This is a genomic window from Pseudomonas sp. NPDC087598 (assembly GCF_044743525.1).
Lineage (GTDB): Bacteria > Pseudomonadota > Gammaproteobacteria > Pseudomonadales > Pseudomonadaceae > Aquipseudomonas.
The window spans coordinates 24,085-40,543 of sequence record NZ_JBIUWQ010000033.1; the positions used below are offsets into that span (position 1 = coordinate 24,085).

The following is a 16,459-nucleotide window of genomic DNA, read 5'->3' on the forward strand; positions in this document are numbered from 1 at the left end:
GGCTGATTTGATGCCCGTCTGGCATGGACAGCCACAGTAAAGAGCGGACCCCATGAAACGCCAGCCACTCGACGACAGCTTCAAGGTCAATCGCAACCCCGTTACCCTGCGCGAAATCGTGCTGGATAAACTGCGTAGCGCGATCATGAATTTCCAGCTCATGCCGGGCGATCGTCTGGTCGAGCGCGATCTGTGTGATCGCCTGGGCGTCAGCCGCACGTCGGTGCGTGAAGCCTTGCGTCACCTTGAATCCGAAGGTCTGGTGGAATTCGCCGATGCCAAAGGTCCGCGCGTGGCGATCATCACCCTCGCCGATGCCGTCGATATCTATGAGCTGCGTTGCGTATTGGAAGGCCTGATCGTTCAGCTGTTTACCCTGCGCGCCAAGGCCAAGGACATCAAAGCCCTGGAAAAAGCCCTCGACGAGAACCGCAAGGCACTCAAGGACGGCGAACTGCAACAGGTGATCGATTCGGTGCAGGGCTTCTACGACGTGCTGCTGGAAGGTTCGGGCAACCATGTCGCGGCGACTCAGTTGCGGCAGTTGCAGGCGCGTATCAGCTACTTGCGCGCGACGTCGGTTTCCCAGGAAAACCGTCGCGGTGCGAGTAATCAGGAAATGGAAAAAATGGTCGCGGCGATCAAGAGCGGTGATCCGCTGGCGGCGCATCAGGCCTGTGTTGATCACGTTCGTGCGGCCGCTGCGGTGGCCCTCGATTATCTCAAGCGCAAGCAGGAAGAGACCGGAGCTACCCCGCCGATCACCCTGCCGATCGCCTTGAAAGAACCCCGTATAGGTCACTGAGATGTTCAGCCCGAGCTATTGCCCGAAATGCGGTGGCCCTGACCTCGGTCAGCAGATACCGGCGGGCGATACGCACGAGCGCCTGATGTGTCGCGGCTGCGGCTACATCCACTACGTCAATCCGAAGATCATTGCCGGCTGCATCATCGAGCAGGATGGCAAATACCTCTTGTGCCAACGGGCCATTCCCCCGCGCCCGGGCACCTGGACGCTGCCGGCCGGTTTCATGGAAAGCGGCGAGACCACCGAGCAGGCGGCGCTGCGGGAAGTCTGGGAAGAAAGCGGCGTGCGTGCGGAAATCGTCTCGCCGTATTCGATTTTCAGCGTGCCGAAGATCAGCGAGGTGTACATCATCTTCCGCGCCATCGCGCTGGAGATCACCGGGCAGTATGGGCCGGAAACGCTGGACTACAAGTTCTTCGCCCCTGATGACATCCCGTGGGAGCAGATCTACTACCCGGCGATCCGGCAGATTCTCGAGCGCTATATCGAGGAACGCCAGGCTGGGGTTTACGGGATCTACATGGGCAACGATGACAGCGGCAAGATCCACTTCATCCGCTGAAAACTGCCTATCCCCCTGTGGGAGCGAGCCTGCTCGCGAAGACGTCGGGTCAGTCGATACAAATGTTGAATGAACGACCGCTTTCGCGAGCAGGCTCGCTCCCACAGGGTTGTAGTGGTGTTGCTTAGATAGGGGCGATGCCTTCGACGATGACGATTTCTGCCCGCGCCCATTCCTCGCGATAACTTTTCGCCTCCTGATACGCCGCCGAGTGGTAGCACGCCACGGCTTTTTCGTAGCTCTCGAACTCGATCACCACACTGCGTTGCGGCGTCTCGCGCCCTTCCATCGCCTCGCTGCGCCCGCCTCTCACAAGAAACTTTGCACCGAACGCAGCGAATGCCGCCGGCGCACGCTGGGTGTATTGGCTGTAGTGATCGGCATCGGCTATATCCACATGAGCAATCCAGTACGCCTTCATAGTGACCTCTTTGTTGATTTTGTATTATGGTATACCAATATATTTCCAACAAACCCTGAGAGTCCAGCATGGCCTTCAATAGCATCGAAGAAATCATCGAAGATTATCGCCTCGGCAAAATGGTTCTGCTGGTCGATGACGAAGATCGCGAAAACGAGGGTGACCTGCTGCTGGCCGCTGATTGTTGTACGGCCGAGGCGATCAGCTTCATGGCCCGTGAAGCACGCGGGCTGATCTGTCTGACGCTGACCGACGAACATTGCCAGCGTTTGGGCCTGGAGCAGATGGTGCCGGCCAATGGCAGCGTGTTCAGCACCGCGTTCACCGTGTCGATTGAAGCCGCGGTTGGCGTGACCACCGGAATTTCCGCTGCCGACCGCGCCTGCACGGTTGCCGCCGCCGTAGCCAAAGATGCCCGCGCTGAAGACCTGGTTCAGCCCGGCCATATCTTCCCGTTGCGCGCCAAGGAAGGTGGCGTGCTGACCCGCGCCGGACATACCGAAGCGGGTTGCGATTTGGCGCGTCTAGCCGGTTTCACTCCTGCCTCGGTCATTGTCGAGGTGATGAACGACGACGGCACTATGGCCCGTCGTCCGGATCTGGAAGTGTTTGCCCGCCAGCATGGGATCAAGATCGGCACCATTGCCGACCTGATCCACTACCGATTGAGCACTGAACACACCATCGAACGGATCGGCGAGCGCGAACTGCCGACGGTGCATGGCACGTTCCGCTTGATCACTTTTGAAGACCGTATCGAGGGCGGTGTGCACATGGCCATGGTCATGGGCGATCTGCGCCGCGAGGAACCGACGCTGGTGCGCGTGCATGTAATTGATCCGCTGCGTGATCTGGTCGGCGCCGAGTACAGCGGGCCGACGAACTGGACGCTGTGGGCGGCGCTGCAACGGGTCGCGGCGGAAGGTCATGGGGTTGTGGTGGTGTTGGCCAATCATGAGTCGTCGCAGGCGTTGCTGGAGCGGGTACCGCAACTGACCCAGCCGCCACGGCAGTTCAGCCGCTCGCAATCGCGGATTTATTCTGAAGTGGGGACAGGGGCGCAGATTCTGCAGAACCTTGGTGTTGGCAAACTCCGTCACCTAGGCCCGCCGCTGAAATACGCCGGGTTGACTGGCTACGATCTTGAGGTGGTCGAGAGCATTCCGTACACCGAATAACCGTTACCAGTGATCCCCTGTGGCGAGGGGATTTATCCCCGTTGGGCAGCGTAGCGGCCCCTAATCCTGCGAAAGCGATCCGCCACGAATATCGCATTTTCTGCTTTCAGGGCTGCTCCGCAGCCCAACGGGGATAAATCCCCTCGCCACAGTTTCATCCACTGCACATTTTCGGTGAAAGCCAAAAAACGCGTTCGCCAGATAACCGGTAAGGCAAAGTGCTTGCACAAAGTTTGGAATACCATAATATGATATTCCATAGACCGGACACTCCAACGGACGTCCATCTACTGCTCCCGTCAGGCGGGCAACAACGCAAGCCCGCTCAAAAACACAACAATGAGGGCGTAAAAATGGTGTTGAACAAAGCTGCAACCGCGATCTTTCTTGCGGGACTGCTCAGCGTCACCGGCCAGGCTGCAATGGCCGCCGAAAGCGTGAATTTTGTCAGCTGGGGCGGAAGCACCCAGGATGCGCAGAAACAGGCCTGGGCCGATCCATTCAGCAAGGCCAGCGGCATCACCGTCGTGCAGGACGGCCCGACTGACTACGGCAAACTCAAAGCCATGGTCGAGAGCGGCAACGTGCAGTGGGACGTGGTCGATGTCGAAGCCGATTTCGCCCTGCGCGCCGCGGCTGAAGGGCTGCTCGAACCCCTCGATTTCAAGACCATCCAGCGCGACAAGATCGACCCGCGCTTCGTCAGCGATTACGGCGTCGGCTCGTTCTTCTTCTCCTTCGTCCTCGGCTACAACGAGGGCAAACTCGGCGCCAACAAGCCACAGGACTGGAGCGCCCTGTTCGACACCAAGACCTACCCAGGCAAACGCGCCCTCTATAAATGGCCAAGCCCCGGCGTGCTCGAACTGGCGCTGCTGGCCGACGGCGTACCGGCCGACAAGCTCTATCCACTCGACCTCGACCGCGCCTTCAAGAAACTCGACACCATCAAGAAAGACATCGTCTGGTGGGGCGGCGGCGCGCAGTCGCAGCAACTGCTGGCGTCTGGCGAAGCGAGCATGGGCCAGTTCTGGAACGGCCGCATTCACGCCCTGCAAGAAGACGGCGCGCCGGTTGGCGTGAGCTGGAAGCAGAACCTGGTCATGGCCGATATTCTGGTCATCCCCAAAGGTTCGAAAAACAAGGACGCGGCGATGAAGTTCCTGGCCAGCGCCAGCAGTGCCAAAGGCCAGGCCGACTTCTCCAACCTGACCGCCTACGCCCCGGTCAACCTCGACAGTGTGGAGCGTCTGGATTCGACGCTGGCCCCCAACCTGCCGACTGCCTACGCTAAGGATCAGATCACTCTTGATTTCGCGTACTGGGCCAAAAACGGCCAGGCCATCGCGACACGGTGGAACGAATGGCTGGTCAAATGAAAATGGCGGCCACCGCGTCCCGTCCCTCCACTGCCACCGGGAGCGCCCCAAGCGCTGCCGGTTCGGCCCACGGAACACAGGCGGTTGCGATGCAGCAAGCCCCGTCCCTCAGACAACGCTGGCGCGGCGCCGGCAACCTCGTCCCGGCGCTGCTGTTCATCGGCCTGTTTTTTCTCGCGCCGTTGATTGGTCTGCTGTTGCGCGGCGTGCTCGAACCGGTGCCGGGCCTTGGCAACTACGAACAACTGTTCGCCAACTCGGCCTATGCCCGGGTGTTGCTCAACACCTTTTCGGTGGCCGGGCTGGTGACGCTGTTCAGCCTGCTGCTGGGCTTTCCGCTGGCCTGGGCGATCACCCTGGTGCCGCGCGGCTGGGGACGCTGGATCCTCAACATCGTGCTGCTGTCGATGTGGACCAGCCTGCTCGCCCGCACCTATTCATGGCTGGTGCTGCTGCAAGCGTCGGGCGTGATCAACAAGGCCTTGATGGCGCTGGGCATCATCGATCAGCCGCTGGAAATGGTGCATAACCTGACCGGTGTGGTGATCGGCATGAGCTACATCATGATCCCGTTCATCGTGCTGCCGTTGCAGGCGACGATGCAGGCCATCGATCCAATGATTCTGCAGGCCGGTTCGATCTGCGGCGCCAGTCCGTGGACCAACTTCTTCCGGGTGTTTCTGCCGCTGTGCCGGCCGGGTCTGGCCTCCGGTGGTTTGATGGTGTTCGTGATGTCGCTCGGGTACTACGTCACTCCGGCGCTGCTCGGCGGCGCGCAGAACATGATGCTGCCGGAGTTCATCATTCAGCAGGTGCAATCGTTCCTCAACTGGGGCCTGGCCAGTGCCGGCGCCGCGTTGCTGATCGCGATCACTTTGGTGCTGTTCTACTTCTACCTGAAGCTTCAGCCGGAATCCCCGGTTGGCGCCAGTAACGCGAGGTAAGCCGACATGCTCCTGACTCCCAATGCCATGAGCCGGCGCATGCGTTTCGGCCTCTACGCCACCACCGGGCTGATCGGTTTGTTCCTGCTGTTGCCGATCGTGTTCATCGTGCTGCTGTCGTTCGGCTCCTCGCAGTGGCTGGTGTTTCCGCCACCGGGCTGGACGCTGAAATGGTACGGCCAGTTCTTCTCCAACCCCGACTGGATGAACGCGGCTGCGGCCAGCCTCAAGGTCGCCGTGCTGACCACGATTTTCGCCGTGGCCCTCGGTTTGCCGACTGCATTTGCGCTGGTGCGCGGACGCTTTCCCGGGCGGGAAATGCTCTACGGCCTGTTCACCCTGCCGATGATCGTGCCGCTGGTGATCATCGCCGTGGCGGTGTACGCGCTGTTTCTCAAGCTCGGTTACACCGGGACGATGTTCGCCTTCGTCGTCAGCCATGTGATCGTCGCGCTGCCGTTCACCATCATCTCGATCATCAATTCGCTGAAGCTGTTCGATCAGTCGATTGAAGACGCCGCGGTGATCTGCGGTGCGTCGCGCCTGCAAGCGGTGTTCAAGGTGACGTTCCCGGCAATTCGTCCGGGCATGGTCGCCGGCGCCCTCTTCGCCTTTCTGGTTTCGTGGGACGAAGTGGTGCTCAGCGTGATGATGGCCAGCCCGACCCTGCAAACCCTTCCCGTGAAAATGTGGACCACCCTGCGCCAGGACCTGACGCCAGTGATCGCCGTCGCCTCGACGCTGCTGATCGGCTTGTCTGTTTTAGTCATGGTCATCGCCGCCGCGCTGCGCCGGCGCAACGAAATCAGCGCCTGAGCGCCCAGGAGTACGACATGAGTGCCGTGATCAAAGACGCATCCCAGCAGAACGACAAACCCCTGGTCAGCCTGCGCAACCTGAACAAGCACTACGGTGACTTTGCCGCCGTCGACAACATCTCGCTGGACATCAAGGACGGCGAATTCCTGACCTTTCTTGGCTCCAGCGGCTCGGGCAAAAGTACCACGCTGTCGATGCTTGCCGGGTTTGAAACACCGAGCAGCGGCGAAATTCTCGTCAACGGTGAATCGCTGGTGAACGTGCCGCCGCACAAGCGCGACATCGGCATGGTGTTCCAGCGTTATTCACTGTTCCCGCATCTGTCGGTGCGCGACAACATCGCTTTCCCTTTGGCGATCCGCAAACTCGCCGCAGCCGAACGCGACAAGCGTGTCGACGCGATGCTGAAACTGGTGCAACTCGAACAATTCGCCCATCGCCGCCCTTCGCAACTGTCTGGTGGTCAGCAACAACGGGTCGCCATCGCTCGGGCACTGGTTTACGAGCCACGCATTCTGTTGATGGATGAGCCGCTGGGCGCGCTGGATAAAAAGCTGCGTGAGGATTTGCAGGATGAATTGCGCCAACTGCATCGCCGCTTGGGCATCACCATTGTCTACGTGACCCACGACCAGGAAGAAGCCATGCGTTTGTCGCAACGCATCGCGATTTTCAGTCACGGCAAGATTGTCGGTTTGGGCAGCGGTTACGACCTTTATCAGAATCCGCTGAATGCGTTTGTTGCGTCGTTTCTGGGGAATTCGAACTTCCTCAAGCTCAAGGCGCAGGGCAATGCAGCGGCGAGTTTCGAGGGACAGTCGTTGTCGATTCGACTGACGGCGGGCTTGCACACCGAGCAGGATGTGTTGCTGATGGTGCGGCCGGAAAAGGCCTTGGCGTTGAGCGTGGCGCAAGCGATCAGCGAACCGTTGCCGTCGGGTTGGAACGAAGTTTCAGCGAAGGTCGTGGAAGTGTTGTTTCTCGGCGAAAGCCAGACCTGCAGCGTGGTCACTTCCGGTGGAACATCAATGACGGTGAAAGCGTTGTCCGCCGCCGGCATGCCGCAGAAGGCCGGCGATCCGGTGCGAGTACGCTGGGCTACAACCGACGCCTGTGTCTACACCGAATGGACCGAAAGCGACCTCAACAAAGCCGCCGGTTCTCACTGAGCCCCCTGTAGGAGCTGCCGCAGGCTGCGATCTTTTGATCTTGCTGTGAAAAAAACAAGATCAAAAGATCGCAGCCTCGTTTCACTCGACAGCTCCTACAGGAATGCATTCCAAATGTGGGAGCGAGCCTGCTCGCGAATGCGGTGTGTCATTCAATGTTGATGTTGACTGATGCGGCCTCTTCGCGAGCAGGCTCGCTCCCACAAGGGTTTAGTGGTGTTCAGGTAATTGGGAAATAGCCTTCAATTTCATCCGGCCACGCCGTGAGGATTTCGAAGCCTGTTTCAGTCACCGCGACCATATGCTCCCACTGCGCCGACAACGAGCCATCCTTGGTCAGCACGGTCCAGCCATCGGGCATGTTCTTCACATGACGCTTGCCGGCATTGAGCATCGGCTCCACGGTAAAAATCATCCCGGCCTTGAGCTTCATGCCCTGGTTGGGAAAGCCGTAATGCAGAATCTGCGGCTCATCGTGATAGACCTTGCCGATGCCGTGGCCGCAATACTCACGCACCACGCTGAAGCCTTCCTTCTCCGCCAGCGTCTGGATCGCGTGACCGATATCGCCCAACGTCGCGCCCGGCTTGACCACGCGAATACCCGCGCACATCGCCTCGTAGGTGGTCTTGATCAGATGCTGCGCCTCAGGCGTTGCCTCACCGACCACGTACATGCGGCTGGTGTCGCCGAACCAGCCGTCCTTGATCACCGCGATGTCGAGGTTGACGATGTCGCCATCCTTCAACGGCGTGCCCGATGGAATGCCGTGGCACACCGCATCGTTGACCGACGCACAGACCGTTTTCGGAAAGCCGTGATAACCGACGTTGGCCGGCACGGCTTTTTGCACATTGACGATGTAGTCGTTGCACAACCGATCCAGTTCATCGGTGGTCACGCCAGCCTTGACGTGCGGCACCAGCATCGCCAGCACTTCGGCAGCGAGTTTGCCGGCAGCGCGCGATTGTGCGATGTCGGCCGGGGTGTTGATCTTGATCTGGTTTCTCATGCGCTGACGGCTTCCTGAGTCAGTTGTTGCAGATCCAGCCCGCCGTTCTGTTCGGTGCGGATCAGCAAGCGGCAAATGGCACTGTGGTCGAGGTTCGGGTGCAGCTCGGCGAGCATGCCGATGCGCATCCAGTGCTCGGCCTGCGCGTTGATCGAGCGGCTGAGCGCATTGCTGGAGATGCGCAGGTTCTCGTGCATGTCCTCTGAAATCTTTACGATGCCCATATATGAATCCGATACGATGTGTATATGGTTCGTATATTAGCCAAGCCCCGTGGAAAATTGCAAATCCTCAAGCAAGCGCGGCATCGAAAAACGACGAGATGAGACGACTGGAGCGCCGCTCGGCCAGACAGTACAAATAGGTCTCGGTAAAAAGTTCTTCGCCCTTGATGCGAATCGTGCGGATGTTCGGGTCGGCAATGAACTCCGCTTCCGACACCACGCCCAATCCCAGCCCGCGCACCACCGCCTCACGCAACGCCTCGCGGCTGCCAATCTCCATGGCGATGCGCGGTTTGACCTGCGCCGCATTCAGCGCCTGCTCCAGCACCAGCCGCGTGGTCGAACCGGGCTCGCGTTGCAGCAGCCGTTGCCCTTCCAGTTCCTCGATTCGCACGCTGCCACGATTGGCCAGCGGATGCTCATGATGGGCGAACAGAATGATCGCGTGCCGCGCATAACGCACTGCACACAGCGCCGGATCATCCTGACGCCCGGCCAGCACGGCGATGTCGGTCACGTAGTTTTCCAGATCCGACAACACCTGCGCCGAGTTGCCGACGCGAATCGACACGTCGATGTTCGGATGCTGTTGCAGGTAACTGTCGACCATCTCGATTACATGAAACGGCCCCACCGCGCCGACCTTGAGCTGGCCGCTGTCGAGTCGTCCGGAATCGCGCAGCAGGTTGTGCGCCTCCAGCTCCAGCAAGGCGATGCGCTGGGCGATCGGCAGCAACTGCCGTCCGACGTCGGACAGTTCAATGCGCCGCCCGCGCCGATGGAACAGTTCGACATTGTGTTGGCGCTCCAGGCTTTGCACCTGGGTGGTCAAGGTCGGCTGGCTCAAGCCCGTGGCTCTGGCACCGGCGCTGAAACTGCCATGACGAGCGACGGCGAGAAAGGCGCGAAGTTTGGCGCTGGACATCCATAGACTCCATCAATAGTCAGCTGCTGTTTCGCATATTGAATTGATTGAATGACTGTCACGTGACAGCCCTAGCCTGTGGCAACTCCCAACCACACCGTGGAATGCCATGAAAACAATCAAACAGTTTCTGCGTGCCGCCAGCCTCACCGTTCTTGCCCTGAGTGCCAGCCAGGTCTGGGCCAAAGACAAACTGACCATTGGCCTGATCCCGTCCGAAGACTCCCAGGCGATGATCGAATCGAGCAAGCAAGTGCTCGACGCCCTGCAAAGCCAGATCGGCATGCCGGTGGTGCCGTTCGTGGCCACCGACTACAACGGCATCATCGAAGCGCTGCGCTCGGGCAAACTCGACGTCGCTTACCTCGGGCCGTTCTCCTATGTGTTGGCAACCTCGGTGGCGGATGTCGAAGCGTTCTCCGTGGCAGTCACCAAGAAGACCGGACAGAGTGCTTACAAAAGCGTGATTCTGGCGCGCAAGGACAGCGGCATTCACACCCTTGCCGACCTCAAGGGCCGCACGTTCGCCTTCGTCGATCCAAGCTCGGCGTCTGGACATCTGTTCCCCAAGGCCGGTCTTGAGCAGGCCGGTTTTAGCCCGGACACGCTGTTCAAACGGGTGATTTTCTCCGGATCCCACGACGCCAGCATCCTCGCGGTCGAGAATAAAAAGGTCGATGCCGCCGCAGTGGCCGACCGCATCTTTGCCAGCGCCGTGGCCAAGAACGTGGTGAAGCAGGATGACTTCGAGGTGGTCTGGAGTTCGAAGCCGATTCCCGAGTCGCCAATGGTCTGGCGCAAGGCGCTCGACCCTGAACTGAAGCAGAAAGTCGCAGCGGCCCTCGCCTCGATCAAGGATGTGCCGTGGGGCGATCAGGGCGTGCTCAATGGCTTCCAGCCGACCACCGACGCGTCTTATGACGTGGTGCGCGAAACCGCCAAGGTCCTCGATCTGGATTTGCGGAGCATGAAATGATCAGCATCCGCCAACTGACCAAACACTACGGCAGCAACCCGGTATTACGTGGCATTGACCTTGAGGTCGCTGCCGGCGAATTCGTCGTCGTGCTCGGGCAGTCGGGCGCCGGTAAATCGACCTTGCTGCGTTGCATCAATCGTCTGGCCCGGGCCGACAGTGGCACGCTCAACGTGGCGGGCATCGATGCCCTCGCCTGCCCGGACACCACGGTTTTGCGTCGCGAAGTGGCGATGATCTTTCAGCACCACAACGTCGTGCCGCGCCTGAGCGTGCTGAAGAATGTGCTGACCGGTCGCCTCGGCTCCGTCGGTACGCTCACTTCGATTTTGCAACTGTTCCGGCGTGACGATGTGGCGCTGGCAATGCAGTGCCTGGAACGCGTCGAACTGGCGCACAAGGCCGGCGAGCGCACCGATTCATTGTCTGGCGGACAGAAGCAGCGCGTCGGCATTGCCCGCGCCTTGGCGCAACGACCGCAGGTGATTCTGGCCGATGAACCGATCGCCAGCCTCGACCCGAAAACCGCGCGACTGGTCTTGCAGTACCTGCGCGATGCCACTCGCGAGCTGGGCATCACCGTGCTGTGCAATCTGCATCAGGTCGAATACGCCCGCGAGTTTGGCGACCGCGTGGTCGGCCTCGCTCATGGCAGTCTGGTGTTCGATGGCAAAGCCTCAAGCATGACCGAAGCCGATCTGGCGCGAATCTACCCGGGACAATCAGCGCCAGCCTGCGCAGACGTGCCGACGCCCACCCTGACCTATCGCACCGCCTCGAGGGCCTGAGCATGCAAGCGCAAAACTATCAGTGGGTCGGCGACCGTCCCCGGGGCCCGCGCAGTTGGCTGACCACCGCCGGCATCGTCCTGATCGTGCTGTGGACGCTGAACTGGAGTGCCCAGGGCGCGCAACTGAGCCTGGGTGAGCTGGCGGCGGGTTTGCCGCAGATTGGTGATTTCCTCTCGCGCACCTTTCCACCCGATCTGAGCATCCTGCCGCGTCTGGTGGCACCGGCCATCGAAACCCTGCAGATCGCCATTTGGGGCACCCTGCTCGGCGTGTTGCTGGCAATCCCGCTGTCGTTTCTCGCGGCGCGCAACTTGAGCCGCAATCGCTGGGTGTTTCACACCACGCGTCAGGCGCTGAACTTCACCCGCAGCATCAACGAACTGATCCTCGCCCTGATCTTCGTCTCGGCCGTCGGCCTCGGTCCGTTTCCCGGTGTGCTGGCGCTGGCGCTGCATGGTCTGGGCATGCTCGGCAAGTTCTTCGCCGAGAGCATCGAAGAGATCGATCAAGGCCCGATTGAAGCGCTGCAAGCGACCGGGGCGCGACCGTTGCAAGTGATCGTATTTGGCGTTCTGCCGCAGGTGATCACGGCGTGGATTGCGGTGATTCTGTACCGCTTCGAGGTCAACCTGCGCTCGGCCACCGTACTTGGGATGGTCGGTGCCGGCGGCTTGGGATTCGAGCTGGTGAGCAGTCTCAAGCTGTTCAAATATCAGGAAACCGCAACCTGCATCATCGTCATCACCTTCATGGTGATCGTCGCCGACGCGATCTCCAGCCGCCTGCGCGCGGCGATCCAGAGCGGTTCGGCGCACTGAGGCCGAGCCGTTATCGGCTGAGCCGATTCAAACCTGCGAATTATCGATTTGAGCCGTTGTCGACGGGCGCCGAGTATGGCGCCACCAACGACAACAACAAGAAGGAATGACCATGACTGCCCGCTTCCAGAACCCCGTCGATACCCGTTTCGGCTGGGGCAGCCTGCATGAACTCGCCGCCATTACCGAGCAGCAGACCGTCGCCCTCGTCACCTTCCCCGAAGCCCGTGGGCTGGGCCTGGTGGATCGCCTGCAAGCCTTGCTCGGTGATCGCCTGGTCTACATCTTCGAAGAGGTTCAACCGAACCCTGATGTCGCCCATCTGCGCAGCACTTACGAGCACTTCTGGCAACACGCCGGCGAATGCGACGTGGTGCTTGCCGTCGGTGGTGGCAGCGCCATCGACACCGCCAAGGCGTTGATCGTCGGCACCGAGTCCGGGCACTTCGATGAGCTGCTGGCTCTGCTGGCGAGCGGAAAGTCGTTTACCCCCGCGCGCTGCAAGCAACTGATCGCCGCGCCAACCACCGCCGGCACTGGCAGCGAAGTCACGCCATGGGCGACCATCTGGGACAGCGCAAGCCAGAAGAAATACTCGCTGCACCTGGATTGCACCTGGCCGCGCGTGGCGATCATCGACCCGCAACTGATGCTCACCGTACCGGCCAGCGTCACCGTTTCCACCGGGCTCGATGCACTGTCGCACGCCCTGGAAGCGATCTGGAACGTCAACGCCAACCCGGTCTCCGACACCTTCGCGATCTCGGCGATCGAAGACATTCTCGAATGCTTGCCGCCACTGCAGCAGGACTTGTCCAGCCAGGAACTGCGCACGCGCATGGCGCTGGCTGCGCTCAAGGCCGGGCTGGCGTTTTCCAACACCAAAACCGCGCTGGCGCATTCGATTTCCTACGAGATGACCTTGCGCCACGGTTTACCCCACGGCATCGCCTGCTCCTTCACCCTGCCGTTGGTGCTGGGTCTGGCCTGGGGACATGACGCCACCCGTGATCGCACGTTGCAACGCGTCTTCGGCACAGACCTGGCCAAGGCCCAGCAGCAGTTGCGCGAGTTTCTCCACCAGCTCGGGGTGAAGACCGAGTTTGCCGACTACGGCGTCTGCGCCAAGGATGCCGAAGACATCATTCACCTCGCGATGCAGGGCGCACGCGGCAAGAACTTCATCGGTTCCAAAGCCGCCTGACGCCTGGCGACACCCGATCAACCCAAGCACCACCTGCGGCGTCAAGCTGCGGTGATTTCCTGCCGCACCGAAAAAGAGTGCACCCGCCGACGACAACCGGCGGGAATCCACAACAATAAGGAAAAGATCATGAATCGTGCCCAAACCATGCCTGGTCTAGCCGTACGCTCTGCCTCGTTCCGGGTCGCCCAATGGCGCATGCTGCTGGCGGCGATGTTCTGTTACCTGTTTTTCTACACCGGGCGACAGACTTTCGGTTTTGCCATTCCGGGGATTCAGGCCGAGTTCGGCCTGAGCAAGGAAACCCTCGGCTGGGCGTCTGCCGCGATGCTCTGGGCCTACGCCATTGGCCAGGCGATCAACGGCAACCTCGCCGACAAATTCGGTGGCCGGCGCATCATGACCCTCGGCGCGGTGTTGTCCTGCGGTGCCAACTGGGTGACCAGTTTTGCCGGCGGTTTTACCAGTCTGATTCTGCCGTGGGGCGTCAATGGCTACTTTCAGGCGTTGGGCTGGGCCCCGGGCAGTCGGCTGATTTCCAACTGGTGGGCGGCCGGCGAGCGCGGCAAGGTCTATGGTTTCTACACCTTCGCCGCCGGCTGCGCTTCGGTTCTGTCGTACGTCACCTCCATCGTCGTGCTGGAGGTGCTGCAACTGGAATGGCGCTGGATCTTCCGTTTGCCGGTGCTGCTGATGCTCGCTGGCGGGATCATCTTCTATCTGGTGGCCCGCGAACGGCCGCAGGATCTGGGTTTCGAGCCATTGACCGATACCGGCGTGGCCAACGCTGATGACAAACATCAGGAGGCCGGCCATGGCCAGGTCGAGTCGTCGGCACAACGCTACAAAGCGGTGCTGAAGAATCCTCGCCTGCTGATCGCCGCGCTGTCACTGGGCTTTCAGAACGCCGCCCGCTACGGTTTGATCGTCTGGGTGCCGGTGCATTTTCTCGGCGCCAACTGGAAAAGCGGCGACAGCATGGTCGATCCGAAGTGGATCACCGTTGCCCTCCCCGTCGGCATGGCCGTCGGCGCGCTGAGCAATGGCTGGGTATCGGACAAACTGTTCGGTTCCAAGCGCTATCTGGCAATCATGCTCTACATGCTCCTCGGCGCTGCGACCAGTCTGTGGATGTGGAGCCTGCCGCCGCACAGTGCAATCGGCCTGGTGGCATTGTTCCTTTGCGGCTTCTTCGTCTACGGCCCGGCCTCGAGTTTCTGGGCGCTGTGCCCGGATCTGGTCGGCGCCAAACGTGCCGGCACCGCGACCGGGATCATGAACTTCTCGTCCTATCTGTTCGCCGGACTGGCCGAGCCAATGATTGGTCGCTTGCTTGACTCCACGGCAAATACGTCTCTCATCTTCATAGTGGTCACCAGTGCCTGCGTGTGCAGTGCGGCGGTGGCATTGTTCATCCGACGCTGACGGGGCTTGCATGTATCAGTACCACAAGTGGTTGCGTTCGTTTCATGCCGTGGCCAAGACCGGCAGTTTCACCCTCGCCGCCGAGTTTCTCAGCGTCGGTCAGCCGACGGTCAGCGAGCAGGTCAACGCGCTGGAGAAAACCTTCTCGGTCGAGCTGTTCCATCGCCGTGGTCGCTATATCGAGATGAGTGCCGCCGGGCACAAGCTGTTCGCAATCACTCAGGGCCTGTTCGGTCAGGAAGATGAAGCGGTGCAACTGCTGCAAAGTTTCAAGCAGCGCAAGAACGGCATGTTGCGCCTCGGCGCGGTGTCGCCGCCGATTGCGATGAACCTGACTTACGAGCTGATGCAGCGCCACCCCGACATCGAACTGGAAACATCGTTTTCCTCAGAAAAGGAGACCCTGGCGCGACTGTTCAATTTCGACATCGACGTGGCGATTCTGGCGCTGTCGGAATTCGACGAGCGCTTCCACACGCGGCTGTATCACCGTTACCCGATCATCGCGGTGGTGCGCGACGACCATCCATGGGCCGCTCAGTCGCAGGTCCACATCAACGAAATCAGTGGCGAAAAATGGGTACTGCGTGAAACCAGTGCGCGCACCCGGCAACTGGTGGAAGAAAGCTGCAAACGCCTCGACCTGGCACTCAACTGCGTCATGCAACTGAACAGCCGCGAGGCCATCGTGCACGCGATCGTCAAAGGCATCGGTATCGGATTTGTCTCGGCCGTCGAGTACGCCGAAACCCCGGGCACCGTGCCGATCACCTTTGTCGATCACCCGTTTTTCATCGAATACCACTTGTGCTGCCTCGGCATTCGGCGGAACCGCCCAGTGATTGCCGAACTGTTTGATTCCAATCCAGCGCTGACCTGATCAGCACTGCCCCTTGAAACGGCCTGCCTCATTGCCGAGGGACGGCCCCCGCTTACCCGAAAACGGAGATTGACCATGCAATATCAGCAACCGACTCACCTGCAAGCCGCCATCCTCGACTGGGCTGGCACCGTTGTCGATTTCGGCTCGTTTGCGCCGACGCAGATTTTTGTCGAAGCCTTTGCCGAGTTCGGCGTGGCCGTTTCGCTCGAAGAAGCACGCGGGCCGATGGGCATGGGCAAGTGGGATCACATCCGCACCTTGTGCAACCTGCCGCAGATTGCCGAACGTTACCGCGCCGCGTTCGACCGCTTGCCGACTGACCTGGACGTCAGCGCTATTTACGAGCGCTTCATGCCGCTGCAAATTGAGAAAATCGCCCTGCATTCCGCGTTGATCCCCGGTGCGCTCAATGCCATTGACGCATTGCGCGAGAAGGGTTTGAAGATCGGTTCGTGCTCCGGATATCCGGCGGTGGTGATGGCCAAGGTTGTCGAGCTGGCGCGGGAAAATGGTTATGTCGCCGATCATGTCGTGGCCACCGACGAAGTGCCCAATGGTCGCCCTTATCCGGCGCAGTCGCTGGCCAACGTGATTGCCCTGGGCATCAGTGACGTCGCCGCGTGCGTCAAGGTGGACGACACCTGGCCCGGGATTCTCGAAGGTCGCAGCGCAGGCATGTGGACGGTGGCACTGACCTGTTCCGGTAACGCCTTGGGCCTGACCTACGAGCAATATCAGGCGTTGCCGTCGGATCGACTGGCCGAAGAGCGCGCACGGATCGGCAAGATGTTCGCCCCTTCACGTCCGCACTACCTGATCGACACCATTGCTCAGTTGCCTGAAGTGATCGACGACATCAACGCCCGCCTCGCCCGCGGCGAAACCCCGCAAGCCAGCTGAGTTAACTACCGCTGAGCTGCC

Annotated in this window: 18 protein-coding genes; 14 read left to right on the forward strand and 4 right to left on the reverse strand. The window is 60.5% G+C overall.

Annotated features, from left to right (window positions below; all coding sequences use genetic code 11):
• Positions 1 to 52 precede the first annotated feature (52 nt).
• The gene (locus tag ACIOWE_RS18120) at positions 53 to 805 is read left to right on the forward strand and encodes a GntR family transcriptional regulator (protein ID WP_103305749.1); all 753 of its coding nucleotides are present in this window, start codon (positions 53 to 55) and stop codon (positions 803 to 805) included.
• 1 nt (position 806) lies between these two features.
• Positions 807 to 1,370, forward strand: a complete 564-nt coding sequence (locus ACIOWE_RS18125; protein ID WP_401394052.1) for an NUDIX hydrolase — start codon at positions 807 to 809, stop codon at positions 1,368 to 1,370.
• Positions 1,371 to 1,494: 124 nt separating this feature from the next.
• Here ACIOWE_RS18125 and ACIOWE_RS18130 read toward each other — a convergent pair whose 3' ends face one another.
• Positions 1,495 to 1,791 carry a DUF1330 domain-containing protein gene (locus ACIOWE_RS18130; RefSeq protein WP_401394055.1) on the reverse strand — a complete coding sequence of 99 codons (297 nt, stop codon included), beginning with the start codon at positions 1,789 to 1,791 and terminating at the stop codon, positions 1,495 to 1,497.
• A gap of 68 nt (positions 1,792 to 1,859) precedes the next feature.
• Between ACIOWE_RS18130 and ribBA the strand changes: the two genes are divergently transcribed.
• The 5 genes from ribBA (at position 1,860) to ACIOWE_RS18155 (ending at position 7,280) form a co-directional block, all read left to right on the forward strand.
• Positions 1,860 to 2,969, forward strand: a complete 1,110-nt coding sequence (gene ribBA, locus ACIOWE_RS18135; RefSeq protein WP_401394058.1) for a bifunctional 3,4-dihydroxy-2-butanone-4-phosphate synthase/GTP cyclohydrolase II — start codon at positions 1,860 to 1,862, stop codon at positions 2,967 to 2,969.
• Positions 2,970 to 3,322: 353 nt separating this feature from the next.
• Positions 3,323 to 4,348 (forward strand): ABC transporter substrate-binding protein, encoded by a 1,026-nt coding sequence (locus ACIOWE_RS18140; RefSeq protein WP_401394061.1) that lies wholly within the window; start codon positions 3,323 to 3,325, stop codon positions 4,346 to 4,348.
• Positions 4,345 to 5,292 carry an ABC transporter permease gene (locus ACIOWE_RS18145; protein WP_401394160.1) on the forward strand — a complete coding sequence of 316 codons (948 nt, stop codon included), beginning with the start codon at positions 4,345 to 4,347 and terminating at the stop codon, positions 5,290 to 5,292. Before ACIOWE_RS18140 ends, ACIOWE_RS18145 begins: the two co-directional genes overlap by 4 nt.
• A 6-nt stretch (positions 5,293 to 5,298) precedes the next feature.
• Positions 5,299 to 6,108, forward strand: a complete 810-nt coding sequence (locus ACIOWE_RS18150) for an ABC transporter permease (RefSeq protein WP_122594265.1) — start codon at positions 5,299 to 5,301, stop codon at positions 6,106 to 6,108.
• 17 nt (positions 6,109 to 6,125) lie between these two features.
• Positions 6,126 to 7,280, forward strand: a complete 1,155-nt coding sequence (locus ACIOWE_RS18155) for an ABC transporter ATP-binding protein (RefSeq protein WP_401394065.1) — start codon at positions 6,126 to 6,128, stop codon at positions 7,278 to 7,280.
• 220 nt (positions 7,281 to 7,500) lie between these two features.
• Here the strand turns inward: ACIOWE_RS18155 and map are convergent, their stop codons facing one another.
• The 3 genes from map to ACIOWE_RS18170 all read right to left on the reverse strand — a co-directional run bounded on the left by map (position 7,501) and on the right by ACIOWE_RS18170 (position 9,441).
• A complete protein-coding gene (map, locus tag ACIOWE_RS18160) occupies positions 7,501 to 8,292 on the reverse strand; it encodes a type I methionyl aminopeptidase (RefSeq protein WP_401394068.1) in 792 nt (263 codons plus the stop codon).
• On the reverse strand, positions 8,289 to 8,516 hold the full coding sequence (locus tag ACIOWE_RS18165) for a ParD-like family protein (RefSeq protein WP_401394070.1): 228 nt from the start codon (positions 8,514 to 8,516) through the stop codon (positions 8,289 to 8,291). The genes map and ACIOWE_RS18165 overlap by 4 nt, the downstream gene beginning before the upstream one ends.
• 67 nt (positions 8,517 to 8,583) lie before the next feature.
• Complete coding sequence (locus ACIOWE_RS18170) at positions 8,584 to 9,441, reverse strand: LysR substrate-binding domain-containing protein (RefSeq protein WP_401394072.1); 858 nt, start codon at positions 9,439 to 9,441, stop codon at positions 8,584 to 8,586.
• A 109-nt stretch (positions 9,442 to 9,550) separates the two neighbouring features.
• Here ACIOWE_RS18170 and phnD point away from each other — a divergent pair, with 109 nt between their 5' ends.
• The 7 genes from phnD to phnX all read left to right on the forward strand — a co-directional run bounded on the left by phnD (position 9,551) and on the right by phnX (position 16,438).
• The gene (gene phnD / locus ACIOWE_RS18175) at positions 9,551 to 10,417 is read left to right on the forward strand and encodes a phosphonate ABC transporter substrate-binding protein (protein WP_401394075.1); all 867 of its coding nucleotides are present in this window, start codon (positions 9,551 to 9,553) and stop codon (positions 10,415 to 10,417) included.
• Complete coding sequence (gene phnC / locus ACIOWE_RS18180) at positions 10,414 to 11,205, forward strand: phosphonate ABC transporter ATP-binding protein (protein ID WP_401394078.1); 792 nt, start codon at positions 10,414 to 10,416, stop codon at positions 11,203 to 11,205. Before phnD ends, phnC begins: the two co-directional genes overlap by 4 nt.
• A gap of 2 nt (positions 11,206 to 11,207) precedes the next feature.
• On the forward strand, positions 11,208 to 12,026 hold the full coding sequence (gene phnE, locus ACIOWE_RS18185; protein WP_201232816.1) for a phosphonate ABC transporter, permease protein PhnE: 819 nt from the start codon (positions 11,208 to 11,210) through the stop codon (positions 12,024 to 12,026).
• Between the two features lie 112 nt (positions 12,027 to 12,138).
• Positions 12,139 to 13,230 carry an iron-containing alcohol dehydrogenase PsrA gene (gene psrA, locus ACIOWE_RS18190; RefSeq protein WP_401394080.1) on the forward strand — a complete coding sequence of 364 codons (1,092 nt, stop codon included), beginning with the start codon at positions 12,139 to 12,141 and terminating at the stop codon, positions 13,228 to 13,230.
• A gap of 129 nt (positions 13,231 to 13,359) precedes the next feature.
• Positions 13,360 to 14,655: an MFS transporter gene (locus tag ACIOWE_RS18195; RefSeq protein WP_401394083.1), complete on the forward strand. Its 1,296-nt coding sequence runs from the start codon at positions 13,360 to 13,362 to the stop codon at positions 14,653 to 14,655.
• Between the two features lie 10 nt (positions 14,656 to 14,665).
• Positions 14,666 to 15,535 (forward strand): LysR substrate-binding domain-containing protein, encoded by an 870-nt coding sequence (locus ACIOWE_RS18200; protein ID WP_401394086.1) that lies wholly within the window; start codon positions 14,666 to 14,668, stop codon positions 15,533 to 15,535.
• Positions 15,536 to 15,610: 75 nt separating this feature from the next.
• Positions 15,611 to 16,438, forward strand: a complete 828-nt coding sequence (phnX, locus tag ACIOWE_RS18205; protein ID WP_201232820.1) for a phosphonoacetaldehyde hydrolase — start codon at positions 15,611 to 15,613, stop codon at positions 16,436 to 16,438.
• Positions 16,439 to 16,459: the final 21 nt, after the last annotated feature.